The sequence below is a fragment of the Bradyrhizobium sp. McL0616 genome, from assembly GCF_049993385.1.
GTDB lineage: Bacteria > Pseudomonadota > Alphaproteobacteria > Rhizobiales > Xanthobacteraceae > Bradyrhizobium.
The window spans coordinates 6,960,306-6,975,501 of sequence record NZ_CP188255.1 but is presented as its reverse complement, the minus strand read 5'-3'; the positions used below and the strand labels follow the sequence as shown (position 1 = coordinate 6,975,501).

The 15,196-nt window shown below is 63.3% G+C and carries 17 protein-coding genes; 12 read left to right on the top strand and 5 right to left on the bottom strand.

Going from position 1 to position 15,196, the window contains the following annotated elements; translation table 11 throughout:
- Positions 1-2: 2 nt before the first annotated feature.
- Genes ACPPVR_RS33545 through ACPPVR_RS33535 form a run of 3 tightly spaced genes read right to left on the bottom strand, consistent with a single transcriptional unit; the run spans position 3 to position 4,755 of the window.
- Positions 3-2,816, bottom strand: coding sequence for a DUF4159 domain-containing protein (locus tag ACPPVR_RS33545; RefSeq protein ID WP_426610801.1), 2,814 nt, complete (start codon positions 2,814-2,816; stop codon positions 3-5).
- Positions 2,813-3,757: a DUF58 domain-containing protein gene (locus tag ACPPVR_RS33540; protein ID WP_426610800.1), complete on the bottom strand. Its 945-nt coding sequence runs from the start codon at positions 3,755-3,757 to the stop codon at positions 2,813-2,815. The genes ACPPVR_RS33545 and ACPPVR_RS33540 overlap by 4 nt, the downstream gene beginning before the upstream one ends.
- Complete coding sequence (locus tag ACPPVR_RS33535; protein ID WP_426610799.1) at positions 3,757-4,755, bottom strand: AAA family ATPase; 999 nt, start codon at positions 4,753-4,755, stop codon at positions 3,757-3,759. The genes ACPPVR_RS33540 and ACPPVR_RS33535 overlap by 1 nt, the downstream gene beginning before the upstream one ends.
- Before the next feature lie 287 nt (positions 4,756-5,042).
- Between ACPPVR_RS33535 and ACPPVR_RS33530 the strand changes: the two genes are divergently transcribed.
- From ACPPVR_RS33530 to ACPPVR_RS33500, 7 genes are all read left to right on the top strand, one after another.
- On the top strand, positions 5,043-5,654 hold the full coding sequence (locus tag ACPPVR_RS33530; protein ID WP_426610798.1) for a DUF1285 domain-containing protein: 612 nt from the start codon (positions 5,043-5,045) through the stop codon (positions 5,652-5,654).
- Positions 5,651-6,334, top strand: coding sequence for a CoA pyrophosphatase (locus ACPPVR_RS33525; RefSeq protein WP_426610797.1), 684 nt, complete (start codon positions 5,651-5,653; stop codon positions 6,332-6,334). Before ACPPVR_RS33530 ends, ACPPVR_RS33525 begins: the two co-directional genes overlap by 4 nt.
- On the top strand, positions 6,331-6,594 hold the full coding sequence (locus ACPPVR_RS33520) for a DUF6111 family protein (RefSeq protein ID WP_426610796.1): 264 nt from the start codon (positions 6,331-6,333) through the stop codon (positions 6,592-6,594). The genes ACPPVR_RS33525 and ACPPVR_RS33520 overlap by 4 nt, the downstream gene beginning before the upstream one ends.
- Positions 6,595-6,603: 9 nt before the next feature.
- On the top strand, positions 6,604-7,860 hold the full coding sequence (locus ACPPVR_RS33515) for a CCA tRNA nucleotidyltransferase (protein ID WP_426610795.1): 1,257 nt from the start codon (positions 6,604-6,606) through the stop codon (positions 7,858-7,860).
- Positions 7,857-8,627 carry a sulfite exporter TauE/SafE family protein gene (locus tag ACPPVR_RS33510; RefSeq protein WP_426610794.1) on the top strand — a complete coding sequence of 257 codons (771 nt, stop codon included), beginning with the start codon at positions 7,857-7,859 and terminating at the stop codon, positions 8,625-8,627. Before ACPPVR_RS33515 ends, ACPPVR_RS33510 begins: the two co-directional genes overlap by 4 nt.
- A 149-nt stretch (positions 8,628-8,776) precedes the next feature.
- Entirely contained in the window at positions 8,777-9,760 is a 984-nt protein-coding gene (locus ACPPVR_RS33505; RefSeq protein WP_426610793.1) for an ABC transporter substrate-binding protein, read from the top strand.
- 39 nt (positions 9,761-9,799) lie between these two features.
- Entirely contained in the window at positions 9,800-10,873 is a 1,074-nt protein-coding gene (locus tag ACPPVR_RS33500) for a TauD/TfdA family dioxygenase (RefSeq protein WP_426610792.1), read from the top strand.
- A gap of 278 nt (positions 10,874-11,151) precedes the next feature.
- Here the strand turns inward: ACPPVR_RS33500 and ACPPVR_RS33495 are convergent, their stop codons facing one another.
- Positions 11,152-11,841, bottom strand: a complete 690-nt coding sequence (locus ACPPVR_RS33495) for a helix-turn-helix transcriptional regulator (protein ID WP_426610791.1) — start codon at positions 11,839-11,841, stop codon at positions 11,152-11,154.
- 289 nt (positions 11,842-12,130) lie between these two features.
- Between ACPPVR_RS33495 and ACPPVR_RS33490 the strand changes: the two genes are divergently transcribed.
- From ACPPVR_RS33490 to ACPPVR_RS33470, 5 genes are all read left to right on the top strand, one after another.
- Positions 12,131-12,322, top strand: a complete 192-nt coding sequence (locus ACPPVR_RS33490; RefSeq protein WP_426610790.1) for a hypothetical protein — start codon at positions 12,131-12,133, stop codon at positions 12,320-12,322.
- A 58-nt stretch (positions 12,323-12,380) separates the two neighbouring features.
- Positions 12,381-12,548, top strand: coding sequence for a hypothetical protein (locus ACPPVR_RS33485; protein WP_426610789.1), 168 nt, complete (start codon positions 12,381-12,383; stop codon positions 12,546-12,548).
- Between the two features lie 18 nt (positions 12,549-12,566).
- Positions 12,567-12,737 carry a response regulator gene (locus ACPPVR_RS33480; protein WP_426610788.1) on the top strand — a complete coding sequence of 57 codons (171 nt, stop codon included), beginning with the start codon at positions 12,567-12,569 and terminating at the stop codon, positions 12,735-12,737.
- Between the two features lie 705 nt (positions 12,738-13,442).
- Entirely contained in the window at positions 13,443-13,823 is a 381-nt protein-coding gene (locus tag ACPPVR_RS33475; RefSeq protein WP_426610787.1) for a carboxymuconolactone decarboxylase family protein, read from the top strand.
- Positions 13,824-14,297: 474 nt separating this feature from the next.
- Positions 14,298-14,636, top strand: a complete 339-nt coding sequence (locus ACPPVR_RS33470) for a PilZ domain-containing protein (RefSeq protein ID WP_426610786.1) — start codon at positions 14,298-14,300, stop codon at positions 14,634-14,636.
- Positions 14,637-14,767: 131 nt separating this feature from the next.
- Here the strand turns inward: ACPPVR_RS33470 and ACPPVR_RS33465 are convergent, their stop codons facing one another.
- Positions 14,768-14,974, bottom strand: coding sequence for a YodC family protein (locus ACPPVR_RS33465; RefSeq protein ID WP_426610785.1), 207 nt, complete (start codon positions 14,972-14,974; stop codon positions 14,768-14,770).
- Positions 14,975-15,196 lie beyond the last annotated feature (222 nt).

Sequence of the window (15,196 nt, the reverse complement as noted above, 5' to 3'; positions counted from 1 at the left end):
TCCTATTGCCCCAGCCGTTCGATCAGCGCTGGTGCGTGCACCTGGTCGGCCTTGTAATTGCCGGTCAGCGTGTACATCACGATGTTGACGCCGGCGCGGTAAGCGAATTCGCGCTGGCGCGGCTCGCCCGGGGTCAGCGGCAGCATCGGCTGGCCGTCGGGACGGAGCGCCCAGGCGCCCGCAAGGTCGTTCGAGGTGATGATGATCGGCGAGACGCCGTCGCCGCCGCGCGCGGGCTTCTGCGCGGTCTCGTCGTCGTCCTCGCGCGGCAGCGCTTCGACCCAGGTCTGGCCCGAGTTGAAGCGGCCGGGGAAGTCGCGCAAGAGATAGAAGGTCTTGGTCAGCACGTGCTCGCGCGGCACCGGCTCGAGCTCGGGCACGTCGAGCGAGGACAGGATTTCGCGCAACGCCTGCATGCCGGGCGTCTGCGAGGCGCCGTTCTCGCCGGGCAGTGCTTCGACCGCGTCGCGGGTGTCGAAGATCACGGTGCCGCCCTGCTTCATATAGGCGTCGATCTTGTTGATGGCGTCCTGCGGCGGCTTCGGCGCGCCCGGCACGATCGGCCAGTAGATCAGCGGGAAGAAGGCGAGCTCGTCGCGCGCCGGATCGATGCCGACGGGATCGCCGGCCTCGAGCGCAGTGCGCTGCGCCAGGAACAGCGTCAGTCCGGACAGGCCGGCCTTGACGATGGAATCGACGTCGGCATTGCCGGTGACGACATAGGCGAGGCGGGTCTGCGACGTCGACTTCATCGCGAACTCGTCCGCGGCGCTGTCGGCGCGCAACGGCGTCGGCGAAAGCACCGCGACGCCTGTGAGCACGAGCCCGAGCAGGATCATTGCGGGTGCGGCGCGGCGGCGCAGCAGCGCGGCGAGACCGCCGCCGAGCAGTGCGACGATGATGGCGTCCACCAAAAATAGCGCGAGCGATGTCGACAGCAGCCAGCCGCGCAAGTCACGCGGCTCGGCATTGGTGTAGGTGGCGTGCCGGGCGCGCAGGCTCGCGGTGTTGAGGGCTGCGATGCGGTCGGCGCTGGCGAGCGTGTTCACGGCGAGCGGTCCTTCTGCCGGACCGTAGAAGCCGGGCGGATGATCCGGCGTGGCGCGGTCGCGATAATCAGCCGTCAGCGGCTTGGCGGTGGCCGGCGGCGGCCCGAAGGCGCCGAAGCCGTCGAGCATGCGCAGCGGCGCCAGCGTCTCGGTGCTGGCTTCGCCGGCAACACCGGCGCCGGGCTTGGAGGTGTAGCCGGACATGTCGACGACCCGCCTCAGCATTTCGACGAAGGTGCCCGACATCGGCAGATCCGACCAGCGCATATCGGCGCTGACATGAAACAGGCTGACCAGTCCCTTGCCGCGATGCTCGCCGGTCACGAGCGGCGTGCCGTCTTCAAGCGAGGCCCAGCTCTTGGTCGCGAGCACCGCATCGGGCTCGGCCAGAACCTGCCGGTTCACGGTGACGTCCTTGGGGACGACGACGCCGGCAAACGGACCGTCGGCGGCGAAGGCGGCGAGATGCTGCGGCTTCTCCCAGGTCAGGCTGCCGCCGAGCGTGCGACCGCCCTTGCGCAGCTTGACCGGAACGAGATCGTCTTCGGCCTGCGCCAGCCTTGGACCTGCGAACCGCACCAGCACGCCGCCCTGGTCGATCCAGGCATTGAGACGTTCGCGCAATTCGGGCGCGACGGTGCCGACATCTGCGAGGATGATCATCGGCAGCTTCTGGTCGAGGAATTGCGTGATGCCCTGCTGCGGCGAGCCCTTGTCGGCCAGCCGCACGTCGGCGAACGGCGCCAGCGCGCGGGTGAGATAGAAGGTCGGCGCCAGCAGCGGCTGCGCGGTCTCGCTGCTTGCACCCGAGACGATGCCGATGGCGCGGCGACGCCAGCGCTTGTCGAGCAGCTGCACCGCGCCGGCCGAACGCTCGCCGGAGATCTCGAGCCGGGAAATGTCGTTGCGCAGCTCGACCGGCAGGTCGAACGCCGCTTCGGTCTCCTTGTCTTGCGGGCCGAAGGTGTAGCGGGCCTCGCCGATCGGCGAGGCCTTCTGGTCCAGCGCGCGCACGGTGCCGGCGGCGATGCCGCTGTCGGTGCGGAGCACCTTCACCGTCATCTTGGCAGCCGCATTCTCTGCCGCGACCAGCGCCAGCGGGGAGGAGGTGCCGCCTTCGAACACCGTCAAGCTACGATCTCCGATGGTCTTGCCGAGGGCTTGCACGAACTCTTCGCCGCGACCGGTGTCGACGCCGTCAGACAGCCAGGCGATCTCGCAATCACCGGTCGCTTTCAGGAAACGGTCGACCGCGGTCAGGGTTTCAACGCGATCGATCGAATAGGGCTTTGGCGTCAGCTGGCGCAGCGCGACGCGCGCGGCACCCGCCGGCATCAGGGTGATGTCGCGGTTCGGCTCGGACAACGGCACCAGCGCGATGGCGCGGCGGTCGTTATCGGCATTGGCGATCAATTCGTCGGCGGCTCTGATCCTGATGTCCCAGTTCGAAGCGGCGCTCCAGCCGTCGTCGAACATGATCATCAGCGGCGCTTTGCTGCCGGCGAGCCCCGTCTGCGGATTCCAGATCGGGCCGGCGGCGGCGAAAATGACGAGCGCCGCAGCCAGCAGGCGCAACGCGGTCAGCCACCACGGCGTTCGCGAGGGCGTCTCTTCCCGTGGCGCGATGTCGAACAGCAGCCGCGTCGGCGGAAATTCGATGCGGCGCGGCCGCGGCGGCATCACCCGCAGCAGCCACCACAGCACCGGCAGACTGACGAGGCCGATCAGGAGCAGGGGTTCGGTGAAGGCGAGCGGCAATCCCATCATGCGGCCGGCCCCGCCTTGATCGTCGTGGTGCGGGCGCCCGACTTGCTCACCTGCATGCCGGCATGGAGGAACAGCAACAATTCGGCCGCCGAGCGGTCGGTCGCATGCGTCGTGAACAGCCAGTCGAGCTTGCTGGTCTCGGCGCGGATCTGGTCGCGGTGCAGCGCGAGCCGCGCGGTGTAATCCTGCGCCCAGCTCTCGGCGCGGCCGGCGGTAATCACGCCGAAACCTTCGGGCTCGACGAATTCGACGCGGCCGGAATAGGGGAATGACTCTTCGGCGGGATCGACGACCTGCACCAGCGTGCCATGCGCGCCGGAGCCGGACAGGCCCGCCAGCGTGGCCCGGATCTCGTCGATCGGCGACCAGAAATCCGACAGCACGATGATCTCGGCCAGCGCCGAGGGGACGAAGGACGGCGGCAGGCTCAGCCGGTCGGCATCGTCATGCAGCATCGCCTGCGCCATCTTGTCGATGACGCTGCGGCTCGCGGTCGGGGCCATCAGCCCGGGAATGCCGACGCGTTCGCCGCCGGCGACCAGCAACTCGGCCAGCGCGAAGGCGACGATCAGCGTGCGCTCGAGCTTGGACTCGCGCGCCTGCTTTGAAGCGAAGGCCATCGAGGGGGAGCGGTCGGGCCAGATCCAGACCGTGTGCGAGGCTTCCCATTCAAGCTCGCGGACATAGAGATGGTCGTCACGCGCCGAGCGGCGCCAGTCGACATTCTGCGACGGTTCGCCGGAGACGAAGCGGCGGTACTGCCAGAAATTTTCACCGGAGCCGGCGCGGCGGCGGCCGTGCAGTCCGTGGATGACGTTGGCGGCGATACGGCGGGCTTCCAGCACCAGGCGCGGCAGCGAAGCGGCGAGCGTACGGCTTTCGCCATCGGCACGTCGGATCGCGACAATCTCCTTCGCTGTGTGCCCGGTGTCTGCGGCCATCAACCGATCCGTGTCTTCAATTGCCGGATCACGTCCGGAATCGTGCGCCCCTCGGCGCGTGCCTGGAACGTCAGTGCCATCCGGTGCTTCAGAATGGGTTCGGCGAGGTCGAGCACGTCGTCGATCGACGGCGCGAGACGCCCGTCGATCAGCGCGCGTGCGCGCACCGCCAGCATCAGCGATTGGCTGGCGCGCGGGCCCGGGCCCCAGGCGATGAACTTGCCGGTCTCGCCGCTGTCCGGACCCGGACGCGCCGCGCGGACCAGCGACAGGATCGCTTCGACCACGGAATCGCCGACGGGGAGGCGGCGAACCAGCCGCTGTGCGGTGATCAGCGCATCCGCCGTCAACGATGCCTTTGCAAGCGTCTCTTCGGCGCCCGTGGTTTCGAACAGGATGCGGCGCTCGGCGTCGCGATCGGGATAGTCGACGTCGATCTCCATCAGGAAGCGGTCGAGCTGCGCTTCGGGCAGCGGGTAGGTGCCTTCCTGCTCCAGCGGATTTTGCGTCGCGAGCACATGGAACGGCTTCGGCAGATCGTGGCGCGCACCGGCGACGGTGATGTGCTGCTCCTGCATCGCCTGCAACAGCGCCGATTGCGTGCGCGGGCTCGCGCGGTTGATTTCGTCGGCCATCAAGAGCTGCGCGAAGATGGGGCCGGCGATGAAACGGAACGAGCGCTTGCCCGCGTTGCTCTCGTCGAGCACTTCGGCGCCGAGAATATCCGACGGCATCAAATCGGGCGTGAACTGAACGCGCTTGGCATCCAGACCGAGCGTGATGCCGAGCGTCTCGACCAGCTTGGTCTTGGCAAGGCCGGGCACGCCGATCAGAAGCGCGTGGCCGCCGGAGAGGATGGTGACCAGCGTGTTCTCGATCACACGATCCTGGCCGAAGATGACGGACGCGATCGCGTCCTTCGCCGCACGAACCTGGCTCGACACCTGCTCGGCCGAACGGACGATGCCGTCCTCGAGTTTCTCGACACTTTCCGCCATCCGTTAGCTCCTTAAGCCTGCCACGCGGCTATCTTGCGTCGTCAAATTGTCTGTCGTCACGTGATCTCGCCACGTGTCTTTTGCGCCTTATGCTAGACTTGCAGGAAGGCCATGTATTCGTTGAATTAACCTATCCCCACCTTATCGGCTTAGGGTTATGTAGGGCATCACGAAGTGGCGACCTCCACACCGGACTAATCCGGGGGTGGAACCGCGCACCGATCTACACGTCAACGTACAAATCAGACTTGCACCAATCGTGCCAAATGACAAAGTCAGGGCAAACCATGGCGAACCAAGGGCAGAGCGCCGATCGCGGTCTTGAGGGGCTGACTGCCGCCGCCAAAAGTGCTGCCAATGCCGAAGGCGTCAAAAAAGGACTGCCTCCGGTGCATCTGTGGAATCCGCCGTTTTGCGGCGATCTCGACATTCGAATCGCGATCGATGGTACATGGTTCTACATGGGCACGCCAATCGGACGGGCGCCGCTGGTGCGCCTGTTCTCGACCATCCTGAAGCGCGAAGGCGACAAGCATTTTCTCGTCACGCCGGTGGAGAAGGTCGGCATCCGCGTCGACGACGCGCCGTTCATGGCGGTCGAGATGCAGAAGGCCGGCGAGGACAACCATCGCGTGCTGCGCTTCCGCACCAATGTCGACGACTGGGTCATCTGCGACGGCGCGCACCGGCTCCGTTTCGAGCAGGCGAAGGATGGCGGACTGACGCCCTATCTGCACGTTCGCGCCGATCTCTGGGCCAAGGTCACCCGCGCGCTCTATTACGATCTGGTTGACATGGGTGAGGAGCGGATGGTCGATGGCCAGCCGATGTTCGGCGTCGAGTCGGCCGGCGAATTCTTCGCCATGGCCGACGCGGAGCAGGTGAGGGCCGCGCTTTGAACAAGCCTATCTCCAGGAGCGAGCCCGAGAACGAGCCCGTTGCGATTGGCGCGGCGGATTTCTTCGCCCGCTCCCGGGCGCGGCTCGGCTTCGACGTTCCGCCGGGGCTGTTTGATCCGAACATCATTCCGCCCTCCGGCGATCCCGGCACCGACAAGATGCTCGAGATCGTCGCGCGCGAGCAGCCGGTGCGGCCGGCGGCGGTCCTGATCGCGGTGGTCGACCATCCCGAGCCGACCATCCTGCTGACGCAGCGCTCGGCGCATCTGAATGACCATGCCGGCCAGATCTCCTTTCCCGGCGGCAAGATCGATGCGACCGATGCGTCCCCGCTCGATGCCGCGTTGCGCGAGGCCGAGGAGGAGGTCGGGCTGTCGCGCGATTTCGTCGAGCCGATCGGCTATCTCGATCTCTACGGCACCGGCTTCGGTTTCCGTATCCTGCCCACCGTCGCCAGGGTGCGGCCGGGTTTTGCGCTCACCATCAACCATTCCGAGGTTGATGACGCATTCGAAGTGCCGCTATCCTTCCTGATGAATCCTGCGAACCACCAGATGCACAGCAAGGAATTCCGTGGCATGGAGCGGTTTTACTACGCGATGCCGTTCGCGGAACGCTACATCTGGGGCGCGACGGCCGGCATGCTGCGTGTGCTCTATGAGCGGATCTACGCATCATGATCCGGCCGGTGCTGACCGAGATCGGAATTTTCCTCATCCCCTTTGCCGTCTATGCGTTGTTCCTGGCCGCCACCCGTTCCGGGCTGTTCGTGCAATCGTCCTGGCGGATCTATGTCATCGCGCGGCTTGCCCTGGCGGCGCTCGTGCTTGTGATCGCGGGGCTGATCGGGTTCGCACATTTCTCCGGCGCAGCACCGGATTCGACCTACGTTCCCGCCCATGTCGTGAACGGCAAGCTCGTGCCGGGCACGGAAAGATAAGGGCCGACGATGAGCGCGGAGCCGATATTTGCCGATGCGCCCTGGCTGACCTCAGGCGGGGCCGCGCGCGTCCTGCAACTGCTCAACGGGGGCGGCGAGGAGGCGCGCGTGGTCGGCGGCACCGTGCGCAACGCACTGCTCGATCTGCCGCCGGGCGACATGGATATCGCGACCACGGCGCCTCCGGAGGAGGTGGTGCGTCGCGCGAAAGCCGCGGGCATCAAGTGCGTGCCGACCGGCATCGACCACGGCACCGTCACGCTCGTCATCGACAGCCAGCCCTATGAAGTCACGACGCTGCGCGAGGACACAGAAACCTTCGGCCGCAAGGCCAAGGTCGCCTTCGGCCGCGACTGGGTGAAGGACGCCGAGCGGCGCGACTTCACCATGAACGGGTTGTCGGTCGATGCTGATGGCGTCGTCCACGACCATGTCGGCGGGATCGCGGATGCCAAGGCACGCCGCGTGCGCTTCATCGGCAATCCCGACCAGCGCATCGCCGAGGATTACTTGCGCATCCTGCGCTTCTTCCGCATCCACGCCGCCTTCGGCGCCGGCGATCCCGATCGCGACGGCTATCTCGCCTGCATCCGGGGACGTTCGGGTCTTGCGACCCTGTCGGCCGAACGCGTGCGCATGGAGATGCTGAAATTGCTGGTGGCGGGCGGCGCATCCAGCGCGGTGCTTGCGATGGTCGATGCCGGATTGCTGCAAACGCTGATCGGCGGCGTCGCCTATGCCGGGCCGCTGTCGGCGATGATCGCGATCGAGCGCGAACTCGGCCTGCCGGCGAATGCAACGCGCCGCCTGGCCGCGCTGTCGGTGGCCGTCACCGAGGACGCCAAGCGGGTCGCGACGCGCCTCCGGCTCTCCAATGCCGAGGCCAAGGCACTGGATTCGATGGGCCATCGCTGGTGGCGTTTCCCGACCAAGGACGAGGCCAGTGCGCGGCGGCTGCTGTACCGGCTCGGCACTGAGCGCTATCACGATCGTGTGTTGCTGGGCTGGGCGCGGGCCGGCGGCGACGTCACGTCGTCGCGTTGGCGCGAACTCGCCGAGCTGCCGCAGCGCTGGACCGCGCCGAAATTCCCGCTTCGCGCCGCCGACTTCATCGCGCGCGGCATGACTGAGGGGCCGGCGCTCGGACATGTGTTGACATTGGCCGAGGACGCTTGGCTTGCCGCGGATTTTCCACTAGAGGAAGCCGCACTCGCTTCCATCGCCGATCAAGCTGCGGCACGCATCAGCCGCGATGAGAGAACGTGACCATCGTCTCAGGCTTCGCCGACATCTCGATTTTTCAGCTCCTGCTGGTCGCGTTGATGGCGTTGTTTGCTTCGATCATCGGTGGTCTCGCCGGCTACGGCACCGGCGCCCTGATGCCGCTGGTGCTGGTGCCTCTGGTCGGCGCCGAGCCGGTGGTGCCGATCATCGCGATCTCCGCGATCTTCACCAATTCGAGCCGCGCGATTGCTTATTTACGCTATGCCGATCGCCGCCGCGCGCTGATCGTGCTCGCCTGCGCGGCGCTGACGACCGCGCTCGGCGCCTATGGCTACACACGCCTGACCAATGCCGGCGCGGCGCTGGTGATCGGCTCCATGCTGATCCTGAGCGTGCCGCTGCGCCGCGTGCTCCGCCGCCGCCAGGTCAAGATCGGCGATACCGGCCTTGCCGCCGGCTCGGTCGGTCACGGCGTGCTGGTCGGCGGCACCTCCGGCTCCGGCGTGATCCTGCTCTCGCTGCTGATGGCCGCAGGCCTCGAAGGCGCCGCCGTGATCGCAACCGATGCGATGATCTCGCTCGGCACCGGCCTCATCAAGATTTCGGTGTTCGGCCTCGCCGGCGCCGTCACCGTGCAGGTGCTCGCCTTTGCGCTGCTGATCGGCGGGATAGCGATCCCCGGCGCATTCCTCGCAAAGGCTTTCGTCGAACGGATGCCGGTGCACATCCATACGGCCATTCTCGATGTCGCCGTGGTCACCGGCGGGCTGGTGATGATCTCTGCTGCGGCGAAGCAGTTGATCGCGTAGATGACCCTGGCCCAATGAGCATTTCGCGCTCGGGCCGCGAATCGGGCCTCGCGCTCATAAGCGTCGGCTTGTGCGCCAAGGTGGACATATCGCAGTCTGCCGGTGCCGTGTATTGCTATTTCGAATGGGCTTCACCGGGGAGCATTTAAATGCGGCGGCGCGAATTTCTTGGTGTCTTGGGTGGAGCGGCGTCGGCGTGGCCGATTGCGGCGGCCTCGCAGATTGCGCCGCCTCGCATCGGAGTTCTATCCGCAGGCGCCGAGGGATCGCCCGAATCCAAGGCGTCACTCGCAGAGATCACCGAGGGCTTGCGCGACGTCGGTTTGATCGAGGGCCGCGAGTACGTCCTTGAATCGCGTTTTGCCGCGGGCGCCTACGGTCGGTTTCCCGCCTTGGCGACGGAATTGGCGCGCAACAGCGCGAGGGTCTTGCTGGCGAACACGATTGCAGCTGCTCGAGCGGCGCAGGGCCTCTTGCCGCCAATTCCCGTCGTCATGGCGGGCATTAACGATCCTGTAGGCAACGGCCTGATCGGAAGCCTCGCTCGGCCCGGCGGCCACACCACGGGTTTGGCAACCCTGGCCCAAGACCTGTCACCAAAGATGCTGGAATATCAGCAAATGGTGGTGCCCGAGGCGAAGGTCCTCGGCGTCATCTACAATCCCGCCAATCCGTCAAATCCTCGCATCCTCGAGAATTTCAGAACCCGTGCGAGCGCGATGGGGATGACGGTTCATTCCGTTCCGTTGAGCCTGCCGGAAGAAATCGACGCCACGTTTGCATCCCTTGTGGCTACAAAGCCTGAGGTGATTCATCTGCTCCAGGATGCAGCAAACTTGGATCTTGGCGACCGAATTTCCGCATTTGCCAAAGACCAGCGTATTCCGCTCTTTTCGACTTTTCCACCGATAGTCGGATTTGGCTCCCTTCTCGCGTATGGTCCTCCGCGGAAGAAATTTCTGGTCAGGGCGGGTTACTATGTGAAGCGAATTCTGGGAGGAGCCGATCCCGCCGATCTGCCAGTAGAGCAGCCGACTCAAATCGAATTGTGGCTCAATATGAGGACCGCAAAAACTCTCGGACTAACAATCTCGACGGCGCTGCTCGCAACTGCCGATCAAGTGATCGAATAAACAGGCAGGTCGCGACACATCTTCTCAGGAGCCAACACTATGAACGTGGTCTCAGTGCCCAGCGGGATCAATCGCCCTCAAGGGAAGATCGACATCCCATCTGCCTGGCTAGGCGCCGAGATGAAGGCCAATCCTGATCGATGGTTGATATCGCTTGTTGCCAGCGAGATCACCGAGCTTGAGAACGCGGCTGAATCCTATCTTGGCAGAAGCAAGAAAATCGCCGAGATCACGAAGCAAAGCTTCCCGCTTCCTCACTTCGGCGCGCACCTGGAAGAGCTCAAGACAAAGCTGCTGGTTGGCTTGGGTTTCGAAGTCATACGCGGCCTCGCGGTGGCAAAATATAGCCAGGAGTTTGCCGCTACGATATTTTGCGGGGTGGGCGCGCATCTCGGATCAGCGCGGTCCCAAAATGCAGCGGGGCACATTCTTGGTCACGTCCGTGACGTCGGCGCCGATGCGAGGGATCCCAACACCCGAATTTATCAAACGTCGGAAAGGCAAACCTTCCACACGGATTCGTCCGACGTGGTTGGACTGTTATGCATTCGCGAGGCGATGGAGGGAGGTGATTCCCTCCTTGTCAGTACGGCGACCATCTACAACGAGATGTTCGACCGGCGTCCTGACCTTGCCGCCCTCTTGTTTGATCCCATCGCGACAGACCGGCGAGGCGAGGTGCCGGAGAACGAAAAGCCATATCTTGAAATCCCGGTGCTGAATTGGCATGTGGGTTTCTTGACCGGGTTCTATCAGCGCCAATATATCGACAGTGCGCAGCGCTTTCCCGATGCGCCAAGACTGACGCCGGCTCACGTCGAGGCGCTCGATCTCTTTGACGCGCTCGCAAACAGCCCCACTCTGCATTTTGGCATGCGGCTTCAACCGGGTGACATGCAGTTCGTCTACAATCATGCTTTGTTGCATGATCGGACCGGATTTCGCGATTGGCCCAATGCAGGCCAAAAGCGCCATTTGTTGCGCCTTTGGCTCAGCATGGAAGGTGACCGGCCGCTGCCCGATTGTTTCAAGCAGCGCTATGGTTCGATTGAGATTGGCAACCGTGGTGGCATCATGACCAAAGGGACCAGTCTGAACGTTCCGTTGGATTGACGTTTGAGGCCGCATGACGCCGCTTGTGCTCGCCCTCTCGCAAAATCACGTCTTCCGCTCGATCGAGGGACTTCCGGCCCATCTACAACATCCAGCGATGTCCGCTATCGCGCCGTTGTCGGCACAGAAGCGGACATCAGGTGCGCCGGGATTTTCGCCGATGACCCGCCATGGACATGGTGGCCAGGGAGAACGCGGACGACTCGCCCAAAGCCGTTGCCATGTAAGCTGCTGGCTCCTCCCGCCGAGCCCGCCGCATGCGACTGCGACCGCTGTCGTTATCGCAGCTTGCCGAGCCACAGCGCCGCGAGCGCCGAACGATTGCGTACGCCGAACTTGGCGTAGATCGACTTGACGTGGAAGTGCGTGGTGTTCGGACTTTGGTCGAGCTTCTGCGCGATCTGCTTTTCCGTTTGTCCGTCGAGCAGTGCGAGCAGCACCCTGCGTTCAGCGGGTGTCAGGGGCGCGTTGGCGATGAGCAGGCCGTGGCTGAGCAGTTGTTGACGGTGAAACCATCTCAAGGCGCGCATCACGAAGCCCAGACGCTGACCGTCCTGCGCCGTAAAGCGGGGTGCCTGCGCATCGCGAAATACGAATAGGCGAACCCTCACGTCGTTATTGAGCGCAATGCGCACGGAAATGCTGTCGGCGAAGCCGGCGTCCAGATAGTGCCGCCGATAGTGCTCGCCCTCGAACCATTCCGGCGGCAGCGCTTCGAACAGCAGGCGGACGCGGAACGGCTCATCTCCCGACATGGAAAGGATCTGAGACAGGTCGACGTTGTCGGACCAGAGCGTATCGAACTGCTTCTGCACGGAAGCTGCCACCACCGGCATCGGGTCCAGCACCCGGACGAGGCGCGGACGCCAGCCGAGCAAGGGATCGGCCCGCCTGCGCGAAGGCAATCGCACGACCACGCCCCATAGCACATTACGAGCCGACAACATGGTGCGCAGTGCGGCCAGCAAATGTGTTAGCGCGGCGTCGCCGTCGCCGACTGAGAACTCGGCAAGCTGATCCCAGAGTGCGTAAACTTCTTGATTTTGCGGATCGGTGGGATCCGTGGATGGATGCATGTCATTCCCAAAGCGTGTGCAGAGTTCGCCGACCTCGGAGGTCGCCGACCTGCGCGATCATACATAAGGGACACCGCACCACCTTTCTAGGTAGTTTTCAGACGCATCAATTGGCGCGATATTCAGCACGGGTGTTGGGAAGATGGGTCCTCTCAACCGTCACGACATTCGGAGACCAACGATGCGCACAGCAACGGGCGCGCGCCGGCTTGAGAGGCCCGGCGACGACCGGACCGAAAGGCGATGGCGTTTCGGCTTTTTCATTGCCCTGTCGTGCGCCGTTTTGATTGCACTCGCAGCTTTCGCGCAGCAGCCACCGACCAAGGCGTCGATCCGCCCGACCGCGCCGATGCCGAGCGTCAGCGTTCCCTGATCAGGCGTTCTTGAGCACATTTCCTTCGCTTTGAAGCTCGATTTGCAATGGACATTTCATGATCCAGACCGCCGGCGATCAAGCATTTTGGTTCGTCGTGATTTCGGTGTGCCTTGGGGCGTGTTTTGTCTGGGCTTTTTGGGAAATCGAACAAGCCCGCAGACATCGACAGCACCGCCGCGAGTTCGTGCGAGACGCGCGGCGCTCGATAGTGCCGGGCCACTAGCAATCCCTGGAACCCATCATGCGGGCTCTCACAACTGCCGCCATCGCAAAAGCTTTCGTGCGGGCGTTTCCCACTTCATCGCTGCGGGCAAATCTCCTCAAACAGATCGCGTTGCTCTGCGGAGCCGTCCTGTTCGTGTGGCTGTTGTCGCTGACCTACGGGTTGGATCTCAGCGCCGGCTTCTTCTAGCCAACAGGGATCGGGAATGAGCACCATTTCGTATCGATCCGAAGCCGTCTCCCGGGCTTCCGATCGTCCCGTCGAACCCAGGAAGCGAAGCATCATCGCTTTCATCATGTCCGCGCTGCATGCGTCGCGACGCCGCTAGGCGCGTCGCGTCATGCGCCAATATGAGCGCCTGCTCACAAACGAACTCAAACAAAATTCCGGAGAACGCGAATGGTCGTTGCGAACAGGGCGGCGCAAACAGGATTGACGAGCAGGTCCCCGGCGCAAAATGAAATGGGCTGGCTTTTGGGAGTCGCCGCCGCATTTCTCGTCGTGCACGTCGTCGCCTGGATCATCTGCGGACATGCTTCGAGAATTGAGGCCGCGAATTCCAAGCCGGAGACGATATGCTTCTCGTGCGATTAGTCGCGACGGAGATCGCGATGAGCACGACAAACCGCGATCGAGATCACCGGGTCATCTCCGGCCGCGATTGCAAGACCGAGTGGTCACGCCGGCTGTTGGCCCGAAGCGGACATCGAACATGATCGCGGTGCCGCTGACGAAAGGTTGTTCACCGGCCGTTGGCTCATTGGCTTCGTGGATAAAGCGGAAGAGGACAGGGCCAGGATCGACGTCCTCTTGACCACCCATGGCGGACATTGAGGGCGAAACCGAAACCTGTTTAGCTGCGCTAGTCCGTGACCAGAACAGAAGAGGCAAGCCATGGTCGAGAGCGAATTGTTTACGAAGGGTCTCGAAACACGAAGACAAGTACTCGGCGCGGAGTACGTGGACGCGAACCTTGCGGGTTCTGACGACTTCATGATGACGTTTCAACACGCCGTCACGGAATTGGCTTGGGGTTATGCGTGGAGTCGCCCCGGGCTTGACCAGAAGACACGGAGTATCCTGACGCTTGGAATCCTCGCAGGGCTCGGCCGCTTTCAAGAGCTGGGCATTTACACGAATGCCGCGGTTGCCAGCGGTGTAACGGTCGATGAGATCAAAGAAGCCTTGGTTCAGATTACCGTGTACTGCGGGACCCCCGCGGGCCGCCAAGCATTCTTAGCAGCGCATGAAGCCCTAAAGGCTCCTAGGAACTAACGCGCCCCTTGACGAAGCCCTGTTCTAGCTATGCCCGTTTCTTTGGCACGAAACCGACCTGCCGAGGCCCATGTCACAAGAGTGCCGCCCCGTCGGATGGGAGAGCATGGGTCCTTTAGGCGATCCAGCCCATTGATCGAGAATGACTGGCTATGGTCAGACGCCAACTGAGCAAGATAGCCATTATGCCTCCGGCTAAAGGCGCCACTTATTCGGTATCGGTGATGAGGCCGACCTGCCGCTTCGAAAGCACGAAGGTCCACTTGTAAGCTCGGCTCCCGAATTAACCACTAACTCCGATCCAATTTTAATAAGACAACAATACTGCTTGTTAGCGGAGGCCGCGCAAATCAACGTGCAGGTATTGCCGTTTTCCGAACGTCGGCGGGACCGGAAAACTGACTTCGTAAAGTGCGATCGCAATCGCTGCGATCGTTTGATTGGAGGTTAAATTCTTATTCGGAGTATCTCGCCATGATCGAACGTCGTGCAATGAAGCGCATACCGATCAACCGGGCGGCGCGGCTGTCATTTGGTGAAATTAGTGGGACTCATCCGTGCATGGTGCGCGATATCAGCGCGCTGGGGGCCTGCATCTCCACGCCGTACTACATATTTGCCAACGAATTTGAGCTGTCGTTCGACGGCCATTCCGGAATCTTCATCTGCCGCGTCGCATGGAGGAAGGAGACGCTTTGCGGCGTATGCTTCCTCCTGCGTCGCCGCTCGCCGAAATTGGCGAACGATTCCAGCAACCACACAAACGTCGTGCGACTTGATCACCAGATCGTGTGCTGCCGAGGGCGTCCTTAGCTTAGAAGCGTCAGCACAATTCCTTGCGTGCGCTGACTAGGCCCGGCCACTTCGGGTATCGGCCCTTGTGCGACACGCAGCGATGTCCGCTATTGCGCCGTTATTGGCGGAGAAGCGGACATCAGGCGTGCCTACTCCTCGTCTTCTTCCTCGTCATCATCCTCGTCGTGGTCTTCGACTTCCAGGTGTTCGAGCGTGGCCAGCGGCAGCGTCTCGCGGAACAGATCGCCCTCCGAGCCCATCCAGAGGCAGAGGATGTCGTCGCCCTTCACCTCTGCGACGGTCAGCGGTTGGCCGCCGGATTTCAGCATCACGACGTCGCCGGTTTTCAGTTCCATGGGTGGTCCTTTTCGGGTTGATCGACGAGACGGAAGGCTAGCAAGGCGTCATGACACGCCGATCACGGGCTGCGAGACCGTGAATGTGCGCCGGCTTGCGCAGACTGCGCGAAACGTCGATGGCAGAGGTTCGAGTGGGTGATCGCGCGATGGTCGCCCGAGGACTATTCCGTCCCAACGGCTATTCCGTCCCAAGCGCGGCGATGATGGCACCATGCGCCT

Bases quoted from the DNA above. Each gene is read 5' to 3' on its own strand.
- ACPPVR_RS33545 (WP_426610801.1), bottom strand. From the start codon at position 2,816: ATGATGGGATTGCCGCTCGCCTTCACCGAACCCCTGCTCCTGATCGGC.
- ACPPVR_RS33540 (WP_426610800.1), bottom strand. From the start codon at position 3,757: ATGGCCGCAGACACCGGGCACACAGCGAAGGAGATTGTCGCGATCCGA.
- ACPPVR_RS33535 (WP_426610799.1), bottom strand. From the start codon at position 4,755: ATGGCGGAAAGTGTCGAGAAACTCGAGGACGGCATCGTCCGTTCGGCC.
- ACPPVR_RS33530 (WP_426610798.1), top strand. From the start codon at position 5,043: ATGGCGAACCAAGGGCAGAGCGCCGATCGCGGTCTTGAGGGGCTGACT.
- ACPPVR_RS33520 (WP_426610796.1), top strand. From the start codon at position 6,331: ATGATCCGGCCGGTGCTGACCGAGATCGGAATTTTCCTCATCCCCTTT.
- ACPPVR_RS33515 (WP_426610795.1), top strand. From the start codon at position 6,604: ATGAGCGCGGAGCCGATATTTGCCGATGCGCCCTGGCTGACCTCAGGC.
- ACPPVR_RS33505 (WP_426610793.1), top strand. From the start codon at position 8,777: ATGCGGCGGCGCGAATTTCTTGGTGTCTTGGGTGGAGCGGCGTCGGCG.
- ACPPVR_RS33500 (WP_426610792.1), top strand. From the start codon at position 9,800: ATGAACGTGGTCTCAGTGCCCAGCGGGATCAATCGCCCTCAAGGGAAG.
- ACPPVR_RS33490 (WP_426610790.1), top strand. From the start codon at position 12,131: ATGCGCACAGCAACGGGCGCGCGCCGGCTTGAGAGGCCCGGCGACGAC.
- ACPPVR_RS33485 (WP_426610789.1), top strand. From the start codon at position 12,381: ATGATCCAGACCGCCGGCGATCAAGCATTTTGGTTCGTCGTGATTTCG.
- ACPPVR_RS33480 (WP_426610788.1), top strand. From the start codon at position 12,567: ATGCGGGCTCTCACAACTGCCGCCATCGCAAAAGCTTTCGTGCGGGCG.
- ACPPVR_RS33475 (WP_426610787.1), top strand. From the start codon at position 13,443: ATGGTCGAGAGCGAATTGTTTACGAAGGGTCTCGAAACACGAAGACAA.
- ACPPVR_RS33470 (WP_426610786.1), top strand. From the start codon at position 14,298: ATGATCGAACGTCGTGCAATGAAGCGCATACCGATCAACCGGGCGGCG.
- ACPPVR_RS33465 (WP_426610785.1), bottom strand. From the start codon at position 14,974: ATGGAACTGAAAACCGGCGACGTCGTGATGCTGAAATCCGGCGGCCAA.